Origin of the sequence: Pseudomonas tensinigenes (assembly GCF_014268445.2) — a bacterium.
Classification (GTDB): domain Bacteria; phylum Pseudomonadota; class Gammaproteobacteria; order Pseudomonadales; family Pseudomonadaceae; genus Aquipseudomonas; species Aquipseudomonas tensinigenes.
The window spans coordinates 3558455-3577488 of the sequence record NZ_CP077089.1; the positions used below are offsets into that span (position 1 = coordinate 3558455).

The following is a 19034-nucleotide window of genomic DNA, read 5'->3' on the forward strand; positions in this document are numbered from 1 at the left end:
CCTTTGACAAAAACACGCATAACCTTAGTTACAACAGGTTGCCCCGAAAGGCCTGCAACCCTGCCGGCCGCGGACTGGAAAGTCAATCAGGTATTCCCCGACCGGTAACTCAACCCTTTGAAATTCCGTGTTTTTCAAACAATCGGCTGAAGGATGGCTGTCGCCCCGAGGTTCTTATGAGTCAAGCGTTTCTGCCGTTTTCCCGGCCGAGTATCGGCGATGAAGAAATAGCCGCGGTTGAACAAGTATTGCGTTCGGGCTGGATTACTACCGGCCCTAAAAGCCAGGCACTGGAAGAACAGTTTGCCGACTATGTCGGCTGCAAGCATGCAGTGGCACTTTCCTCGGCAACCGGTGGTATGCACATCACGTTACTGGCCTTGGGCATCGGCCCCGGTGATGAGGTGATTACGCCCTCGCAGACCTGGGTCTCAACCGCCAACATGATCTCGCTGCTCGGCGCCAAACCGGTGTTCGTCGATGTTGACCGCGACACCTTGATGACCGACGCCGCGCGCATCGAAGCCGCCATCACCCCACGCACCAAAGCAATCATTCCCGTGCATTACGCCGGCGCCGCGTTTGATCTCGATCCGCTGTATGCGCTGGCCGACAAGCACGGCATCGCGGTGATCGAAGACGCCGCGCACGCTGCCGGCACCCGCTACAAGGGGCGTCACGTCGGCGCGCAGGGCACGGCGATTTTCTCCTTCCATGCGATCAAGAACATGACCTGTGCCGAAGGCGCGATGTTCGTCACCGACGACGAAGCCTTGGCCAGCCGCGTGCGCATGCTCAAGTTCCATGGTCTGGGCGTCGACGCCTACGATCGCCTGACCGGTGGCCGCAAGCCGCAGGCTCAAGTGATGGAGCCGGGGTTCAAATACAACCTCGCCGACATCAACGCCGCAATTGCCCTGGTGCAACTGGAGCGTCTGGACGCGATCAACGCCCGTCGCACTGAATTGGCCGCCGCCTACCGGCAAAAACTCGAAGGCCTGCCGGTGCAACCGCTGGCCCTGCCCGCCTACGCCCAGACCCACGCCTGGCACCTGTTCATCCTGCGTATCGACCGCGAGCGCTGCGGCATGGATCGCGATGCCTTTATGAAAGGTTTGCAGGAACAGGGCATCGGCACCGGTATCCATTTCATCGCCACCCACCTGCACGCCTGGTATCGCCAGCGTGACCCCGACCTGTACCTGCCCAACACCGAATGGAACTCGGCGCGGCTGTGCTCGATTCCGTTGTTTCCCGACATGACCGATCAGGACCTTGATCGCGTGGTCGGCGCCATCGCCTCCCTAATGGACAAACGCCCGTGAAACCTTATCCGATCCGCTGTGTGTCGATCGTTATTCCGGTCTACAACGAACAGTACAGCCTGCCGCAACTGCTACGCCGCACTGAAGCCGCCTGCCGGATGTTGCGTCACGACTATGAAATCGTCCTTGTGGACGACGGCAGCCGTGACGATTCCGCCCATCTTCTGGAGGAAGCCGCGACCCGCGAAGACAGCCCGTTCGTGGCGGTCATCCTCAACCGCAACTACGGCCAGCACGCAGCAATCATGGCCGGGTTCGAACAATGCAAAGGCGATGTCGTCATCACCCTCGATGCCGACTTGCAGAACCCGCCGGAGGAGATTCCGCGCTTGGTTGCCGAAGCCGAGAAAGGTTACGACGTCGTCGGCACCGTACGCGGCAACCGTCAGGATTCGGCCCTGCGCCGCTATCCGTCGAAGCTGATCAACCTTGCCGTGCAGCGCTCCACCGGCGTCGCCATGAGCGACTACGGCTGCATGCTGCGCGCTTACCGCCGAACGATCATCGACGCCATGCTCGCCTGCCGCGAGCGCAGCACGTTCATTCCGATTCTGGCCAACAGCTTCGCTCGCCACACCACCGAAATCGTCGTCGCCCACGCCGAGCGTGAACACGGCGATTCGAAGTACAGCCCGATGCGTTTGATCAACCTGATGTTCGACTTGATCACCTGCATGACCACCACGCCGTTGCGCCTGCTGAGCATCGTCGGTTTCGCCATGGCTGGCCTCGGCGTGTTGTTTGCCGCCGCACTGATCGTGTTGCGTCTGGTGTTCGGTGCCGGCTGGGCCGGTGACGGCATGTTCGTGCTGTTCGCGGTGTTGTTCGTGTTCACCGGTGGCCAGTTCATCGGCATGGGTCTGCTTGGCGAATATCTGGGGCGCATGTACAGCGACGTCCGCGCCCGCCCGCGTTTCTTCGTGGAAAAAGTCTTGCGCGGCCAACCCGCCATGCCGCCGCGCGCCATCACCGTCGACGGTCTCTCCTCCTCCAATGATCAGGTTCTCTCATGAGCGCAAAAACGGTTGTCTTCGCTTATCACGATATCGGCTGCGCCGGCATTCAAACCCTGCTCGACAGCGGCTATGAGATTGCGGCGGTATTCACTCACGCCGATGATCCGAAAGAGAACGCGTTCTACGGATCGGTTGCGCGACTGTGCGCCGCCAAGGGCATCCCGGTGCACGCCCCGGAAGACGTCAATCACCCACTGTGGATCGAGCGGATTGCCAAGCTCAATCCGGACTACCTGTTTTCGTTCTACTACCGCCACCTGCTGAGCGAATCGTTGCTGGCCACCGCAAAAAAAGGCGCGTTCAACCTGCACGGATCTCTGTTGCCGAGCTACCGTGGCCGTGCCCCGGCCAACTGGGTGCTGGTTAACGGTGAGACCGAAACCGGCGTGACCCTGCACCGCATGGTCAAACGTGCCGATGCCGGCGCCATCGTTGCCCAGCAGCGCGTAGCCATAGAGCGCAGCGACACCGCGCTGAGCCTGCACGGCAAATTGCGCGTGGCAGCCGTTGACCTGCTGCGCGACACCTTGCCAGCGATGCTGCAAGGCAAGATCAGCGAAACCGCGCAGGACGAATCGAAAGCTACGGTATTCGGTCGTCGCACCCCCGCGGACGGCAAACTGCTCTGGGCCAAACCCGCCGAGCAACTGTTCAATCTGGTGCGCGCCGTGACCCAACCGTATCCGGGCGCTTTCTGCGCCGTGGGCGACCACAAACTCATCGTCTGGAGCGCCGAAGTCGTCAAAGGCAACGACGGTCAGGCGCCGGGCCGGGTGATCAGCGTCGATCCGTTGCGCATTGCCTGCGGCGAAGATTCGCTGGTGATCCTCTCCGGTCAACGCAACGACAACGGTCTGTTCCTCAGCGGCCCGCAACTGGCCAGTGAACTCGGTCTGGTCGACGGCTCGCTGCTGCGCGGCGCTGAATCCGGCCGTGCACCGCGCCGCACTCGCGTGCTGATCCTCGGCGTCAACGGTTTTATCGGCAATCACCTGTCCGAGCGTCTGCTGCGTGACGACCGCTACGAAGTCTATGGCCTGGACATCGGCTCCGACGCCATCGAGCGTCTGCGCAGCCATCCGCACTTCCACTACGTCGAAGGCGACATCAGCATTCACTCCGAGTGGATCGAGTACCACATCAAGAAGTGCGACGTGGTCCTGCCGCTGGTGGCCATCGCCACGCCGATCGAATACACCCGCAACCCGCTGCGTGTGTTCGAACTCGACTTCGAAGAAAACCTGAAACTGGTGCGCTACTGCGTCAAGTACAACAAGCGCGTGATCTTCCCGTCGACCTCGGAAGTCTATGGCATGTGCCAGGACAAGCACTTCGACGAAGACACCTCGAACCTGGTGGTCGGCCCGATCAACAAGCAGCGCTGGATCTACTCAGTGTCCAAACAACTGCTGGACCGGGTGATCTGGGCGTACGGCGCCAAGGGTTTGAATTTCACCCTGTTCCGCCCGTTCAACTGGATGGGGCCGCGCCTTGACCGTCTGGATTCGGCGCGCATCGGCAGTTCGCGCGCCATCACTCAACTGATCCTCAATCTGGTCGAAGGCACGCCGATTCGCCTGTTCGACGGCGGCGAGCAGAAACGTTGCTTCACCGACATCGCTGACGGCGTTGAGGCCTTGGCGCGGATCATCGATAACGACAACGACGTCTGCAACGGCCAGATCATCAACATCGGCAACCCGGACAACGAAGCCAGTATTCGTCAGTTGGGCGAAGAGCTGCTGCGTCAGTTCGAAGCGCATCCGCTGCGCGACAACTTCCCGCCGTTCGCCGGTTTTCGCGACGTGGAAAGCAAGGCGTTCTACGGTGCGGGTTACCAGGACGTCGAACACCGCAAACCAAGCATCGCCAACGCCAAGCGCCTGCTCGACTGGACGCCGACCGTGGAGATGCGCGAGACCATTGGCAACACACTGGATTTCTTCTTGCGTGAAGCCATGCTCGAACAAGCGGACAAGCGCTAATGCAGGCAGGCCTTCGTATCGACGTCGATACCTATCGCGGCACCCGTGAAGGTGTGCCGCGCTTGCTGGAAATGCTCGATGAAGCGCAGATCAAGGCGACGTTCTTCTTCAGTGTCGGCCCCGACAACATGGGCCGGCATCTGTGGCGCCTGATCCGCCCGCAGTTCCTCTGGAAAATGCTCCGTTCCAATGCTGCCGGCCTGTACGGCTGGGACATTCTGCTGGCCGGCACCGCGTGGCCGGGCAAACCGATTGGCCGCGATCTCGGGCACCTGATGCGTCAGGCCCGCGATGCCGGTCATGAAGTGGGTTTGCATGCCTGGGATCACCATGGCTGGCAGGCCAACGCCGGGCGCTGGAGCAACGCGCAACTGATCGAGCAGATTCGTCAGGGCGTCGACACCTTGAGCGACATTCTCGGTGAGAAAGTCGAGTGTTCCGCCGCTGCCGGTTGGCGTGCGGACGAGCGCGTGATCGAGGCCAAGCAAGCCTTCGGCTTTCGCTACAACAGCGATTGCCGAGGCAACCGCCTGTTTCGTCCGCTGCTGGCCGATGGCACGCCGGGTACGCCGCAGATTCCGGTGGACCTGCCGACCTTCGACGAAGTCGTCGGCCCGATCGTTGCCGCGCGGGACTACAACGCGTTCCTCCTCGATCACTTTCGCCCGCAACAGCTCAACGTCTACACCATTCACGCCGAAGTAGAAGGGATTCTCATGGCCGAGGACTTTCGCCAACTGCTCGCCGACGCGCGACAGCGCAACATTGACTTCACACCGCTGGGTGACTTGCTGCCCGAGTTCTTCAACACCTTGCCCGTGGGTCGCGTGCAGCGCGGCGCCCTCGACGGCCGTGAAGGCTGGCTGGGAGTGCAAGGCGCATGATCAAACGCTGGACGCTGCCACTGCTGTTGCTGGGCATTTGTCTGCTGGCCTATCTGCTGCCGCTGGGCACGCACGGTTTGTGGATTCCTGATGAGACCCGTTACGCGCAGATCAGCCAGGACATGCTGCTGAGCGGCAACTGGGTGTCGCCGCGCTTCATGAGCCTGCGTTATTTCGAGAAGCCGATTGCCGGTTACTGGATGATCGCGCTGGGTCAGCAACTGTTCGGGCAGAACCTGTTCGGTGTGCGCTTTGTGTCGGCGCTGAGCACCGGCCTGAGCGTGCTGCTGTGCTATCTGCTCGCCCGACGTTTATGGAACGAGCCGCGCAAAAGCTTCGTCTGCGCCCTGCTCTACATGAGTTTCACCATCGTCGCCGGTCAGGCGGGCTACGCCAACCTCGATCCGCAGTTCACTTTTTGGGTCAACCTGAGTCTGCTGGCGCTGTGGTTTGCCTTCGACAGCCACACCAGCGGCAAGCGCATGGCCGCGTGGGCCGTGTTGGGCCTGGCCTGTGGCATGGGCTTCATGACCAAGGGATTTCTCGCCTGGCTGCTGCCGGTGTTGATCGCCCTGCCGTGGCTGCTCTGGCAAAAACGCTGGCGTGAACTGCTGATGTTCGGCCCGGTGGCGATTGCCGTGGCGATCCTCATCAGCCTGCCGTGGGTGCTGTCGGTGCATGCGCAGGAGCCGGACTACTGGCGGTTCTTCTTCTGGCACGAGCACATTCGCCGCTTTGCCGGGGATGACGCGCAACACGATGCGCCGTGGTGGTTCTATCTGCCATTGCTGGTGGCGTTCAGTTTGCCGTGGGCGGGATTGTTGCCGACGGCGTTCAAGCAAGCCTGGCAAAGCCGCGCTCAGCCCAAAATCGTGTTCCTGCTGCTGTGGCTGCTGCTGCCGTTGCTGTTCTTCAGCCTGAGCAACGGCAAATTGCCGACTTACATCCTGCCGTGCCTGCTGCCGCTGGCGTTGTTGCTGGGTAATGCGCTGGCTGACCGCTTGCGTCTTGAGCAAGGTCGCGCGCTGAGCATCAATGGTCTGCTCAATCTGTTGCTGGGCGTCGTCACGCTGATCGCGCTGGTGTATCTGCAACTGACCAAACCGGTGTACGACCACGAACTGCACAGTCTGGTGCTGGTGTTTATCGCGCTGATCGGCTGGATCATCGCCAACCTGCTGCAAGCCTTTCTGCCGCTGCAATGCTGGGCGGCTCCGGCGCTGGGCAGCCTGTTGCTGATCGCCGTGTTGCCGGCGGCGCTGCCGAAGTCGGTGGTCGCCAACAAGATGCCGGACCAGTTCATCAAGCATCACGTCACCGAACTTTCGCAAACCACCCACCTGCTGAGCAACGATCTGGGCGCAGCTTCGGCACTGGCCTGGCGCCTGAAAACGCCACAAGTGGCGTTGTACAACACGATAGGCGAATTGAAATATGGCCTTGCCTATCCTGACGGCATTCAACAGCGGGTCGATCCCGAACACGTACAACAATGGATGCGCGAGGCGCGCCGCAGCGGTTCAGTCGGCGTGGTGATGCGCGTCAAGGGGCAGGACGAACTGGACGAAATCGACAGATTGCCGAAGGACGGCGTCCGTTATGAGCAGGGCAACCTGGTGATCATGATTCTGCCCAAGGAGGCGTCATGAGCCTTTTGTTGCTGTTGGCCGCGTGCCTGCTGACCTGCCTCGGCCAGATCGCGCAGAAGTACGCCGTGGAGAGCTGGCGCGAGAGCGATTCTTCGCTGACCGGCAAACTGCGCTCGCCGTGGTTATGGCTGGCCCTGTTCGCCCTCGGTTCCGGTCTGTTGGTCTGGTTGCTGGTGTTGCAGCGTCTGGAAGTCGGCATCGCCTACCCGATGCTCAGCCTCAATTTCGTGCTGATCACCCTGATCGCGCGCTTCGTCTTCCGTGAACCCATCGACAGCCGGCATTGGATTGGCGTGGCGTTGGTGATCGGCGGCGTGGTTTTGCTGGGGCAACAGTCATGAATCAACGTCGCGGCATCACCTTCGCACTGGGCAGCGTATTCCTCGTCAGCGCTGCGCAACTGGGCATGCGCTGGAGCATGATCCGCCTGCCCGTGCCGGAACAATGGCTGCACATCGACAGCCTTGATTGGCGCGCCTTGGCCGTGGTCATCGCGGCGATTTTTGCCTACGCGCTGTCGATGCTCTGCTGGCTCGCCGCCCTGCGCGATCTGCCGCTGGGCCGCGCTTACTCGCTGCTGAGCATCAGCTATGCGCTGGTTTATCTGCTGGCGGCCAGTCTGCCGCTGTTCAACGAATCCTTCAGTTTCACTCAATCACTGGGCGTGGCGCTGGTCATGCTCGGGGTCATCACCATCAACACTCGTCCGGCTCGTGCGCCCGAATTCAGGAGTGCTCCATGAAAATCACAGTATTTGGCAGCGGTTACGTCGGTCTGGTGCAAGCGGCTGTGTTGGCCGAAGTCGGCCATGATGTCGTGTGCATGGACGTCGACCAGAAGAAGGTCGACCTGTTGCGCCAGGGTCACGTGAGCATTTTCGAACCGGGGCTGGCCAGCCTGGTACGTGAAGGTCTGGATTCGAAACGCCTGCAATTCACCACCGATGAAAAACTCGCTGTGCAGCACGCGCGGGTGGCGTTTATTGCCGTGGGTACGCCGTCGCGTGAGGACGGTTCGGCAGATCTGCGTTACGTGCTATCGGTCGGCGATGCGATTGCCCGGCATCGTGAGCAACCGTTGATCATCGTCGAGAAATCCACGGTGCCGGTGGGCACGGGCGACACCCTGCGCACGCACATTGAAAAAGCCTTGATCAAGGTGGGCCGCCTGCTGCAATTCGATATCGTCTCCAACCCGGAATTTCTCAAGGAAGGCTCGGCGGTTGCCGACTGCCGCCGCCCGGATCGCATCGTCATCGGCTGTGAAGGCGATGAGGTACGCGACGTGATGCGTGATCTGTACTCGCCGTTCAACCGCAACCATGACCGCATCATGTTCATGGACCTGCGCAGCGCCGAGCTGACCAAGTACGCCGCCAACTGCATGCTGGCGACCAAGATCAGCTTCATCAACCAGATCGCCGAGCTAGCCGAGCACTTGGGCGCCGATATTGAATCGGTGCGTCAGGGCATCGGTGCCGACACGCGCATCGGTTACCACTTTATCTACCCGGGCTGCGGTTATGGCGGCTCGTGCTTTCCGAAAGACATGCGCGCGCTCATCCACAGCGCCGAAGAGGCGCACTGCTCCAGTGATTTGCTGCAAGCGGTCGAGGCGATCAACCAGCGGCAGAAACACAAGTTGTTCGAGCGCATCAACGCGTTTTATCGCGGAGACCTGCGTGGCAAGACATTCGCCTTGTGGGGCTTGGCGTTCAAACCGAATACCGACGACATGCGTGACGCGCCGAGCCGCGTGCTGCTGGAAGAATTGTGGGCCGCCGGTGCCAGTGTGCGCGCCTTCGACCCGGAAGCCATGCAGGAAACCCAGAACCTCTACCCGGACGAACCGAAACTGATGCTGATGGGCACGCCGGAATCGGTGCTGCCCGGCGCCGATGCGTTGATCATCTGCACCGAATGGCAGCAATTCAAGGCACCGGATTTCGACCTGATCAAGCAGCGCCTCAACACGCCGGTGATCTTCGACGGGCGCAACCTGTACGACGCCGAGCGTCTGGCGCGCAACGGTTTCCATTACTTCCCGATGGGTCGTGGCGAGTCGCGCAAACTGCCGATCCCGCTGCAACAGTGGCCGAACGCGTCCGACGTCGCTTGATGACGCCGTCGCTCTGTACGCCGCCGCCCTTGTAGGAGCTGCCGAAGGCTGCGATCTTCTGATCTTGTTTTTTACAATCCAGATCAAAAGATCGCAGCCTGCGGCAGCTCCTACATGAACATGATCATTCGCCTTGCAAGGCCCGCTGACGCGGTGACCCTCCCTGCCATCGAACGCTCGGCGGCCGAGCTGTTTCGTCTTGACCCGCAATTGGCCTGGCTGGCGGATGCCGAGGTGGCGGAGGTTGCGCAACATGTGCGAGCTATCGAGGAGGCGTATGTATGGGTCGCTGAAAGTACCGAACTGGCAGGATTTCTCCGCGCAGTCGAAATCGACCAGCACCTGCACATCGAAGAGTTGTCCGTCAGTCAGGCCTTTCAGGGCCAGGGCATCGGTCGACGGCTGGTTTCGGCGGCGATTGAACACGCGCGCGCATTGCGGTTGAAAGCAGTGACATTGACCACGTTTCGCGACCTGCCGTGGAATGCGCCGTTCTATCAGCGCATGGGGTTTATCGAGTTGACGTCCGCACCTACCGCTGGCTATTTGCACGACGCCGTACAGGCCGAAATCGCACTGGGTTTTCCCGCGAACCGCCGCTGCGCCATGCACCTGCCCCTGATTTGAAAGCAACGGAAGTCCCCTGTGGGAGCGAGCCTGCTCGCGAAGGCGGAGTGTCAGTCAACACTGATGTATCTGACAGAACGCTTTCGCGAGCAGGCTCGCTCCCACAGGGATGGTGTTATGGCGGCTTGACCGGTGATGATTGCCCGGTGAGGATGACCCACGCCTGCCAAGCATTTGAAATAAGGACATTGCCCCTCCGTGGCCACCTACTCGCGCCTCATCCGCCGGTTGATGATCAGCTCGCTGACCGTCGTCATCAGCCGCGCCCTGATCAGCCCGCTGCTGACGCTGTTCCTCAGCAACAAGCTCGGCCTCAATCCGCAAGACGTCGGTCTGCTGTTGGGCATCGCGGTGTTCAGCGCCACGTTATTGTCGTTGTACGGCGGCTACATCATCGATCGGCTCGACAAGCGCCGGTTGCTGATCCTGACGATGCTCTCCAGTGGTATCGGTCTGATCCTGCTGACCTTCGCGCAGAATCTTTATCTGGTCACGCTGGTGCTGATCATCAGCGAAACGGCGTCGGCGCTGTTCCTGATCTGCTCCAAAGCCATCCTCAGTGAAAACCTGCCAATCGGCCAACGGGTCAAGGCGTTTTCCCTCAACTACACATTGACCAACATCGGCTATGCCGTCGGCCCGATGATCGGCGTGGTGATTGCCGGGGTGCAGCCCTCTGCGCCCTTTATCGTGGCCGGTGCGATTGCCATCGGCAGCATCTTTCTGCTGCTCGGCGCCGGCCGGGAAGCCAGCCCGATTGCTCCAGTCGCCGCACCGCCGAGTTTTCTGAAAACCCTGATCATCCTGAAAAACGACCGCACGATGATCCTGTTTACCCTGGGTTGCCTGCTCAGCACGCTGGTGCACGGGCGTTTCACCCTGTACCTGTCGCAATACCTGCTGGTGACCCACACCCAGCAACAGACGTTGGACACCATGGCCGCCCTGCTCGCCTGCAACGCGATCACGGTGATTGTGCTGCAGTACCAGATCGGCCGTTTACTCACCCGCGAACACCTGCGCCACTGGATTGCCGGCGGCACCGCATTGTTCATCGTCGGGCTGATCGGCTTCAGTCTGGCCGACAGCCTGGTCGGCTGGTGCGTGGCGATGTTCATCTTCACCTTGGGCGAGATGATCATTTACCCGGCCGACTTTCTGTTCGTCGACACATTGGCCCCGGAAGACCTGCGCGGCAGTTACTACGGCGCGCAGAATCTGGCGGCGCTGGGTGGTGCGGCCAGTCCGGTCATGTGCGGATTTCTGCTGATGCACACACCGGCGCCCAGCATGTTCTATGCCTTGAGCGCATTGGCCGCTGTGGGTGGCTATTTGTGTTTCATGAGTGGCCGCCGTGTCGCTTCAATTCAAAATTAATGCACTAAATCTTCATTAATATGAATTTGTCAGCATCGAGTTTGATCGGCAAACTGTGCACGTTCCTCCCCCAATGTTGGAACGCTTCGAGGGCTTTCCGGATATGCCGGACAAGTCCTTTTTTTTGCCTCGAATTTGCTGCAAGGATTGGATTTACATGCTCGCTCGCTGGTTGCCCGCCGCCATCAACACCCGCCCGACCGAATGGAGCCGCGCCGCCATCGGCATGGCGCTGGGCACATTATTCAGCGTGTGGTTGTGCGCGCAGGTGTTCGGCCATGAAGTCGCCTATCACTTGATCGGGCCGCTGGGCGCATCGGCGGTGTTGCTGTTCGCCGTGTCCTCCGGCGCCCTCGCCCAGCCGTGGTCGATTCTCGGTGGGTATTTGTGTGCCGGCGTCGTCGCACTGCTGGTCGCCCATGTGCTCGGCCGGACTTTGGGCAGCGCCTGTCTGGCGGCGGGCATGGCGTTGATTCTGATGTGCTGGCTGCGCTGTCTGCATCCGCCGGCCGGGGCGTTGGCACTGACGCTGGTGCTGGCCGATCCGGCGACCATCGCCATGGACTGGAAAGCCATGGAACCGGTGATGCTCGGTGCGGCGTGCATGCTGCTCAGTGCACTCGCCTACAACAACCTGACACGCATTCGTTATCCGAAACGTCCGGCTGAACCGGCGCCGATCGTTGCGCCCGTCGACAGTCAGGCCATCACCGCCGAGGACCTCAAACTGGCGTTGGCCGACATGGAAGCCTTCATCGACATCACCCCCGAGGATCTTGAACAGCTGATCCACGCCAGCGAATTGCATGCCAAGCGGCGCAGCATCAGCGAAGTGCTTGCGCGATCATAGACGCGGGCTGTCCACTGACGGCCATCATTCACTCCAGGTTTGATCATCTTCATTGGCTTTTTGTGCGTCCCGAAACTTTTGGATCTGTTCCTGGAGTTCGGGCGATCGCGGTTTAGCCGCGGAGGAGCCTTCACCGATGTAATCGCCGTATTCGATCATCTTGATCCCCGATGGCAATACCCCATTGAGCTCATCAATCTGGATCTCCACGTTTGGCCGCAGTTCGTTGTAAAAATGCGCTTTCACATACGAATAACCCGGCTGGTATAACTTCGCCATTTCGTAGAGGAGCGCCTCCGGCTTTTTCTTCTCATCAGCGGTGAAACTACCCTCGATTGCTGTGGTGGCGGTATTGATGTAATGACCAATTTGACTGTCAGACACTAGTTGGCCGGTGTTGAAACCCGGGTTGAAAAATAGATCGCGCGCCACCTGACGGTGAACCTCGTCAATGATGACATCGGGCTTCAGGTTGATATGCTGCGGCAACAGCCGCGTATCCGAACAAAACGTCAGGCAACGATCCTTGAGTTTTTGAAGTGCAGCCTTCAAATCCCCGTCCGAGTTTCCGATGGCGATATCGAAGCCTGACAGAAAGTCCTGGGTGAGCCCCAGGTTATTGAAGTGCGCTGCGTCCATACTGGAAACGCCCGTACCCAGTTGATCCCCCATATTGTCAGCGCTTTTATTAAAATCGGCGTGTATCCCCTTGGTTCTGTAGCCGACTCCGGTTTGATGAGTCGCATGACGAAGTTCTATTGCATCCAGAGGCTTCTTGTTAAACGTGTGTGAAATCTTGCCAAGCACATCACAACTCATCTTGACGTTGATACAAAACCAAAAAAAATGATTGGCCCGCATCCTCGCATGCAGCGGCAAGGCCGAATCAAGGCTGCCACTGAGGATCGGTGCGTTCTGGTTGCCGGGCAGAAAAATGCGTTTTTGCTTTCCCGGGGGAGTTGGGTTAACAAACGTTGCAGGAACGTGTTTGGGCGCCTTCGTTGAAAACTCCCTCACCAGTTGCGTAATTAACCCGTGTTTCGGAGCCATTTTTCTTTCCCTGACAGATTGACGAATGTCCTTTCGCACCGCTTGTTAGGGTGTAGCACAATTATTGAATATCACTATCCACTCCAAAGTAATCTGTATTCCCGCAGGCGCTGCCGACAGGCACCCTTGCCATGCAAAAATGCAGATGTCGCCTGCAGTTATCTCCGTTGTACACGGCAAATTTGCACTGTTACGATCCGGTAACGCTCGCGCGCGAGCTTCTCGAATAAAGACAATAAAAGCAGGGAGTTACTGATGACAGCTCAGGCTTCATCCCCGCGGACCCAGTCCATGGATGCCACGCAAAACGAAGTGCTGGCCGAGGTTCGCAATCACATCGGTCACCTGACCCTCAACCGCCCCGCCGGTCTCAACGCCATTACCCTCGACATGGTGCGTTTGCTGCAACAGCAACTCGACGCCTGGGCGACTGACGCCAATGTTCACGCCGTAGTCCTGCGCGGTGCCGGTGAAAAAGCCTTCTGCGCCGGTGGCGACATTCGTTCGCTGTACGACAGTTTCAAAAGCGGCGACACGCTGCACGAAGATTTCTTTGTCGAGGAATACGCCCTCGACCTGACGATTCATCACTACCGCAAACCCGTGCTGGCGCTGATGGACGGTTTCGTCCTCGGCGGCGGCATGGGCCTGGTGCAAGGCGCCGATCTGCGCGTGGTCACCGAGAAGAGCCGTCTGGCGATGCCGGAAGTGGCCATCGGTTATTTCCCGGATGTCGGTGGCAGTTATTTCCTGCCGCGCATTCCCGGTGAGCTGGGGATTTATCTGGGGGTCAGCGGCGTGCAGATTCGTGCGGCCGATGCGCTGTATTGCGGCCTCGCCGACTGGTACCTGGACAGCAGCAAACTGGCGCTGCTCGACGAAAAGCTCGATCAGATGGAATGGCAGGACACGCCGCTCAAGGCGCTGCAAAACCTGCTGGCCAAGCACGCCGTGCAAACCTTGCCCGATGCGCCGCTAGAAGCCTTGCGCCCGGCCATCGATCACTTTTTTGCTCTACCGGATGTGCCGAGCATGGTTGAGCAATTGCGCGCGGTAACCGTCGCCGACAGCCACGAATGGGCAACGGCCACGGCCAATCTGCTGGAGACTCGTTCGCCGCTGGCCATGGCCGTGACCCTCGAAATGCTTCGTCGCGGCCGCCACCTGAGCCTGGAAAACTGCTTCGCACTTGAGCTGCATCTGGATCGCCAGTGGTTCGCCCGCGGCGACCTGATCGAAGGCGTACGCGCCCTGCTGATCGATAAAGACAAGACACCTCGCTGGAACCCGCCGACCCTCGCTGCACTGGACGCTGCGCATGTCGCGAGTTTCTTCCATGGTTTTGATGAGCGCCGGAGCTGAGCCATGCACGATCTCGAACTGACTGAAGAACAAGTGATGATCCGCGACATGGCCCGGGACTTTGCCCGTGGCGAAATCGCACCGCACGCGCAGGCCTGGGAAAAGGCTGGCTGGATCGACGACGCGCTCGTCGCGAAGATGGGTGAGCTGGGGCTGTTAGGCATGGTAGTGCCTGAGGAATGGGGCGGCACTTACGTCGATTACGTCGCCTACGCCTTGGCCGTGGAAGAGATTTCCGCCGGTGACGGCGCGACCGGGGCGTTCATGAGCATTCACAACTCGGTCGGCTGCGGGCCGGTACTCAACTACGGCAGCGAAGCACAGAAACAGACCTGGCTGGCGGATCTGGCCAGCGGGAAAACCATTGGCTGCTTCTGCCTGACCGAACCTCAGGCCGGTTCCGAAGCGCACAACCTGCGCACCCGTGCCGAACTGCGTGACGGCCAATGGGTGATCAACGGCGCCAAGCAATTTGTCAGCAACGGCAAACGGGCGAAACTGGCAATTGTGTTTGCGGTGACTGATCCGGATCTGGGCAAGAAAGGGATTTCGGCGTTTCTGGTGCCGACCGACACAGCGGGTTTCATCGTTGATCGGACTGAACACAAGATGGGCATCCGCGCTTCCGATACTTGTGCGGTGACGCTGAACAACTGCAGCATTCCCGAGGCCAATCTGCTCGGCGAGCGCGGCAAAGGCCTGGCGATTGCCCTGTCCAACCTTGAAGGCGGACGTATCGGCATCGCCGCGCAAGCACTGGGCATTGCCCGTGCGGCGTTTGAAGCGGCGCTGGTGTATTCGCGTGATCGTATCCAGTTCGGCAAACCGATCAATGAACACCAGAGCATCGCCAACCTGCTGGCGGACATGCACATGCAGATCAACGCGGCGCGGCTGATGATCCTGCATGCGGCGCGTCTGCGTACAGCGGGCAAACCTTGCTTGTCCGAGGCTTCGCAGGCCAAGTTGTTTGCGTCGGAAATGGCCGAGAAGGTTTGCTCGTCGGCGATTCAGATTCATGGCGGGTATGGGTATCTGGAGGATTATCCGGTCGAGAAGTATTACCGCGATGCGCGGATTACCCAGATCTATGAAGGCTCGAGCGAGATTCAGCGGATGGTGATTGCGCGGGAGCTGAAGAACTATCAGTTGTGATGGTGTTGGCCCCTTTCCCTCACCCCAGCCCTCTCCCAGAGGGAGAGGGGGCCGACCGAGGTGTCTGGCGTTATACGCCAGACCTGAAAGACCGGGTCGATTATCGATTGGATTAACCAGGCCGATCAGGGATTCAGTAAAGTTCTTTCAGGTCGGCGCAGATCATCAATATCCCCCAATCAGTCCCCTCTCCCTCCGGGCGGTCCGACGTTTCGGGAGGGTTAGGGTGAGGGGCTTTTGATTTTGATGTACATCAAGCCGTAAAAGCTTCGCGAGCAGGCTCGCTCCCACAGAGATCTCCAGCGAACACAGATTGTGTGAACGCCGAGAACCTCATGTGGGAGCGAGCCTGCTCGCGAAGGCGCCAGCTCAGGCACTACATTTATTTGCCTTGGAATGCAGCCTCACGCTTGGCAATAAACGCCGCCATCCCTTCCTTCTGATCCTGCGTGGCAAACGCCGCATGGAACACCCGACGCTCGAAACGCACGCCCTCAGTCAGGTTCACTTCAAAGGCACGATTCACGCTCTCCTTGATCATCATCGCAATCGGCAGCGACTTGCTGGCAATCACGGCAGCAACCTTCAACGCTTCATCGAGCAACTCATCACTCGGCACGATCCGCGCAACGATGCCGCAACGCTCGGCCTCAACCGCATCGATCAAGCGCCCGCTCAGGCACATCTCCATGGCTTTCGCTTTGCCGACGGCACGCGTCAGACGCTGGGTGCCGCCCATGCCCGGCAACACGCCAAGGTTGATTTCCGGTTGGCCAAACTTCGCGTTATCACCGGCCAGAATAAAGTCGCACATCAACGCCAGCTCACAACCACCGCCGAGGGCGAAACCGTTGACGGCGGCAATGATCGGTTTACGCCGGTTGGCCACGCGATCGCTGTCACTGAACAAGTCGTCCATGTAGATCTGCGGGTAAGTCAGCTCGGCCATTTCCTTGATGTCGGCACCGGCGGCAAAAGCCTTTTTCGAACCGGTGAGCACGATGCAACCAATGTTCGCATCCGCCTCCAACGCATCAAGAGCCTGGTTCACTTCGCTGACCAGTTGCGCGTTCAGGGCATTCAGCGCCTGCGGGCGGTTGAGGGTGATCAGGCCAACGCGGCCGTGGGTTTCGAGCAGAATGGTTTCGTACGTCATGAATAAAAATTCCTTGTTAAAGATTGCGCGAAATGACCATGCGCTGAATATCGCTGGTGCCTTCGTAGATCTGGCAGACGCGCACGTCGCGGTAGATGCGCTCCAGCGGGAAGTCGTTCAGGTAACCGTAACCACCGAGCGTTTGCAATGCCATCGAACAGACCTTCTCGGCCATCACCGAGGCGAACAGCTTGGCCATTGATGCCTCGACCAATGCCGGTTGGCCGCTGTCACGCAGGGCTGCAGCGTAATGCACCATCTGCCGGGCGACGGCGATCTGCGTGGCCATGTCGGCGAGGCGGAAAGCTACGGCCTGATGTTCGATGATCGGCTTGCCGAAGGTGTCGCGTTCACGGGCGTAATCACGTGCCGCTTCAAACGCCGCGCGGGCCATGCCCACCGCTTGCGAAGCGATGCCAACGCGGCCACCTTCAAGGTTGGCCAGGGCGATCTTGTAGCCCTCGCCCTCTTCGCCCAAGCGATTGGCCACCGGTACTTTGACGTCTTCGAAGAGGATCTGGCAGGTGTCGGAAGCGTGTTGGCCGAGCTTGTCTTCGACGCGAGCGACTTTGTAGCCCGGCGAATCGGTCGGCACGATAAACGCCGTGATGCCGCGCTTGCCGGCGCTCGGATCAGTCACCGCAAACACAATCACGATCCCGGCGTTTTGCCCGGAGGTGATGAACTGTTTGCAGCCGTTCAGCACGTAGTGATCGCCGTCCAGCCGTGCACGGGTTTTCAGGCTGCTGGCGTCGGAACCGGCCTGCGGTTCGGTCAATGCAAAAGCACCGAGCATCTCGCCGCTGGCCAATGGCTTGAGAAAACGTTCACGTTGATCATCGTTGCCGAACTTGAGGATCGGCACGCAGCCGACCGAGTTGTGCACGCTCATGATCGTCGAGCAGGCGCCGTCGCCGGCGGCGATTTCTTCCAGGGCCATGGCGTAGGCCAGATAACCGGTGTCGCAGCCGCCCCACTGCTCCGGCACAAGCATGCCGAAGAAGCCCAGCTCGGCCATCTCGCCGATGGCTTCCTTGGGGAAACGGTGCTCGCGATCCCACTCGGCGGCGAACGGTTTCAAGCGTTCCTCGGCGAACTGCCGGGCCATGTCGCGGATCTGGGTTTGGTCTTCGTTGGGAATCATGGTGAATCCTTAAATCCGGGTTACCACACAGACCCCCTGTGGGAGCGAGCCTGCTCGCGAAAGCGGTGTGTCAGCAAAGCAAACATTGACTGACATGACGCCTTCGCGAGCAGGCTCGCTCCCACATGGGCTATTTAGCGATCAATAAACGCATTCCACAGCCATGGCCGTGGCTTCGCCGCCGCCGATGCAGATCGCCGCGATACCGCGTTTCTGCTTTCTCTGGCGCAACGCCGACAGCAACGTCACCAGAATCCGCGCCCCCGACGCGCCGATCGGATGCCCCAGCGCACAGGCACCGCCATGCACATTCAACTTGTCATGAGGGATTTCCAGGTGCGTCATCGCCGCCATGCCAACCACGGCAAACGCCTCGTTGACCTCAAACAGATCGACATCACCCAGCGACCAACCGGTTTTCTTGATCAGTTTCTTGATCGCACCAATCGGCGCCACCGGGAACAGGCCCGGGGTATCAGCAAACGCGGCGTGGCCATGGATCACGGCCAGTGGTTTCAGACCGAGTTTCTGTGCCTGCGACTGACGCATCAGCACCAATGCCGCCGCACCGTCAGAGATCGAACTGGAGTTCGCCGCCGTCACCGTGCCGCCTTCGCGGAACGCCGGTTTCAGCGAAGCAATCTTGTCCAGTTTGGCTTTCGGTGGCTGTTCGTCATTGCAGATCAGCACCTGTTCTTTGCCGACGGTCACGGTCAGCGGGACGATTTCGTCCTTGAAGCTGCCGTCCTTGATCGCCTGCTGCGCGCGGGTGGTCGAGGCGATGGCAAAGGCGTCCTGCGCTTCGCGGCTGAAGTGGTTGGTCTCGGCGCAGTCTTCGGCGAAGGTGCCCATCAGGCGGCCCTTGTCGTAGGCGTCTTCGAGGCCGTCGAGGAACATCGAATCGAGCACACGGCCATGGCCCATGCGATAACCGGCGCGGGCACGATCCAGCAAGTACGGCGAGTTGGACATGCTCTCCATGCCGCCCGCGATGACCACATCGGCGCTGCCAGCGATCAGCATGTCGTGGGCCAGAATGGTGGTTTCCATGCCCGAGCCGCACATCTTGTTGACCGTCGTGCAACGGGTCGATTTATCCAGCCCGGCGCCCAAAGCGGCCTGACGCGCGGGCGCCTGACCGAGGCCCGCAGGCAATACGCAACCGAACAACACTTCATCGACTGCATCGCTGGCGACACCGGCGCGCTCAACCGCTGCCTTGATCGCTGCAGCACCGAGCTGCGGTGCGGTGAGGCTTTTCAGTTCGCCCTGAAAACCGCCCATTGGCGTGCGCACGGCGCTGACGATAACAATCGGATCGTTGGAAATGGTCATG

General features: G+C 60.0%; 17 protein-coding genes. 13 read left to right on the forward strand and 4 right to left on the reverse strand.

The features are described from left to right. Nucleotides 1-176: 176 nt before the first annotated feature. The 11 genes from arnB to HU718_RS15650 all read left to right on the forward strand — a co-directional run bounded on the left by arnB (nt 177) and on the right by HU718_RS15650 (nt 11831). Nucleotides 177-1325, forward strand: coding sequence for a UDP-4-amino-4-deoxy-L-arabinose aminotransferase (gene arnB, locus HU718_RS15600; RefSeq protein WP_186615068.1), 1149 nt, complete (start codon nt 177-179; stop codon nt 1323-1325). Then, on the forward strand, nt 1322-2338 hold the full coding sequence (gene arnC, locus HU718_RS15605; RefSeq protein WP_186615066.1) for an undecaprenyl-phosphate 4-deoxy-4-formamido-L-arabinose transferase: 1017 nt from the start codon (nt 1322-1324) through the stop codon (nt 2336-2338). The genes arnB and arnC overlap by 4 nt, the downstream gene beginning before the upstream one ends. Further along, nucleotides 2335-4326 carry a bifunctional UDP-4-amino-4-deoxy-L-arabinose formyltransferase/UDP-glucuronic acid oxidase ArnA gene (gene arnA, locus HU718_RS15610; protein WP_186615064.1) on the forward strand — a complete coding sequence of 664 codons (1992 nt, stop codon included), beginning with the start codon at nt 2335-2337 and terminating at the stop codon, nt 4324-4326. The genes arnC and arnA overlap by 4 nt, the downstream gene beginning before the upstream one ends. Continuing rightward, entirely contained in the window at nt 4326-5210 is an 885-nt protein-coding gene (gene arnD, locus HU718_RS15615) for a 4-deoxy-4-formamido-L-arabinose-phosphoundecaprenol deformylase (RefSeq protein WP_186615062.1), read from the forward strand. The genes arnA and arnD overlap by 1 nt, the downstream gene beginning before the upstream one ends. Next, nucleotides 5207-6859, forward strand: coding sequence for a lipid IV(A) 4-amino-4-deoxy-L-arabinosyltransferase (arnT, locus tag HU718_RS15620; RefSeq protein ID WP_186615060.1), 1653 nt, complete (start codon nt 5207-5209; stop codon nt 6857-6859). The genes arnD and arnT overlap by 4 nt, the downstream gene beginning before the upstream one ends. Next, entirely contained in the window at nt 6856-7200 is a 345-nt protein-coding gene (gene arnE, locus HU718_RS15625) for a 4-amino-4-deoxy-L-arabinose-phosphoundecaprenol flippase subunit ArnE (RefSeq protein WP_186615058.1), read from the forward strand. Before arnT ends, arnE begins: the two co-directional genes overlap by 4 nt. After that, nucleotides 7197-7601 carry a 4-amino-4-deoxy-L-arabinose-phosphoundecaprenol flippase subunit ArnF gene (gene arnF, locus HU718_RS15630; RefSeq protein WP_186615056.1) on the forward strand — a complete coding sequence of 135 codons (405 nt, stop codon included), beginning with the start codon at nt 7197-7199 and terminating at the stop codon, nt 7599-7601. Before arnE ends, arnF begins: the two co-directional genes overlap by 4 nt. Then, on the forward strand, nt 7598-8977 hold the full coding sequence (locus tag HU718_RS15635) for a UDP-glucose dehydrogenase family protein (RefSeq protein WP_186615054.1): 1380 nt from the start codon (nt 7598-7600) through the stop codon (nt 8975-8977). Before arnF ends, HU718_RS15635 begins: the two co-directional genes overlap by 4 nt. Before the next feature lie 114 nt (nt 8978-9091). After that, entirely contained in the window at nt 9092-9604 is a 513-nt protein-coding gene (locus HU718_RS15640; protein WP_186615052.1) for a GNAT family N-acetyltransferase, read from the forward strand. Between the two features lie 198 nt (nt 9605-9802). After that, nucleotides 9803-10981, forward strand: coding sequence for an MFS transporter (locus tag HU718_RS15645; RefSeq protein WP_186615050.1), 1179 nt, complete (start codon nt 9803-9805; stop codon nt 10979-10981). Between the two features lie 157 nt (nt 10982-11138). Beyond that, complete coding sequence (locus HU718_RS15650) at nt 11139-11831, forward strand: HPP family protein (protein ID WP_186615048.1); 693 nt, start codon at nt 11139-11141, stop codon at nt 11829-11831. A gap of 24 nt (nt 11832-11855) precedes the next feature. Here HU718_RS15650 and HU718_RS15655 read toward each other — a convergent pair whose 3' ends face one another. Then, nucleotides 11856-12881 carry a hypothetical protein gene (locus tag HU718_RS15655; RefSeq protein WP_186615046.1) on the reverse strand — a complete coding sequence of 342 codons (1026 nt, stop codon included), beginning with the start codon at nt 12879-12881 and terminating at the stop codon, nt 11856-11858. Nucleotides 12882-13136: 255 nt separating this feature from the next. Here HU718_RS15655 and HU718_RS15660 point away from each other — a divergent pair, with 255 nt between their 5' ends. Beyond that, nucleotides 13137-14243, forward strand: a complete 1107-nt coding sequence (locus tag HU718_RS15660; RefSeq protein ID WP_186615044.1) for an enoyl-CoA hydratase/isomerase family protein — start codon at nt 13137-13139, stop codon at nt 14241-14243. Between the two features lie 3 nt (nt 14244-14246). After that, a complete protein-coding gene (locus tag HU718_RS15665) occupies nt 14247-15398 on the forward strand; it encodes an acyl-CoA dehydrogenase family protein (protein WP_064390160.1) in 1152 nt (383 codons plus the stop codon). A 382-nt stretch (nt 15399-15780) separates the two neighbouring features. Here the strand turns inward: HU718_RS15665 and HU718_RS15670 are convergent, their stop codons facing one another. From HU718_RS15670 to HU718_RS15680, 3 genes are all read right to left on the reverse strand, one after another. Further along, nucleotides 15781-16554: an enoyl-CoA hydratase gene (locus tag HU718_RS15670; protein WP_110718550.1), complete on the reverse strand. Its 774-nt coding sequence runs from the start codon at nt 16552-16554 to the stop codon at nt 15781-15783. A 16-nt stretch (nt 16555-16570) separates the two neighbouring features. Beyond that, nucleotides 16571-17698: an acyl-CoA dehydrogenase gene (locus tag HU718_RS15675; protein WP_186615042.1), complete on the reverse strand. Its 1128-nt coding sequence runs from the start codon at nt 17696-17698 to the stop codon at nt 16571-16573. A gap of 141 nt (nt 17699-17839) precedes the next feature. Next, entirely contained in the window at nt 17840-19033 is a 1194-nt protein-coding gene (locus HU718_RS15680) for an acetyl-CoA C-acyltransferase (RefSeq protein ID WP_186615040.1), read from the reverse strand. Nucleotide 19034 lies beyond the last annotated feature (1 nt).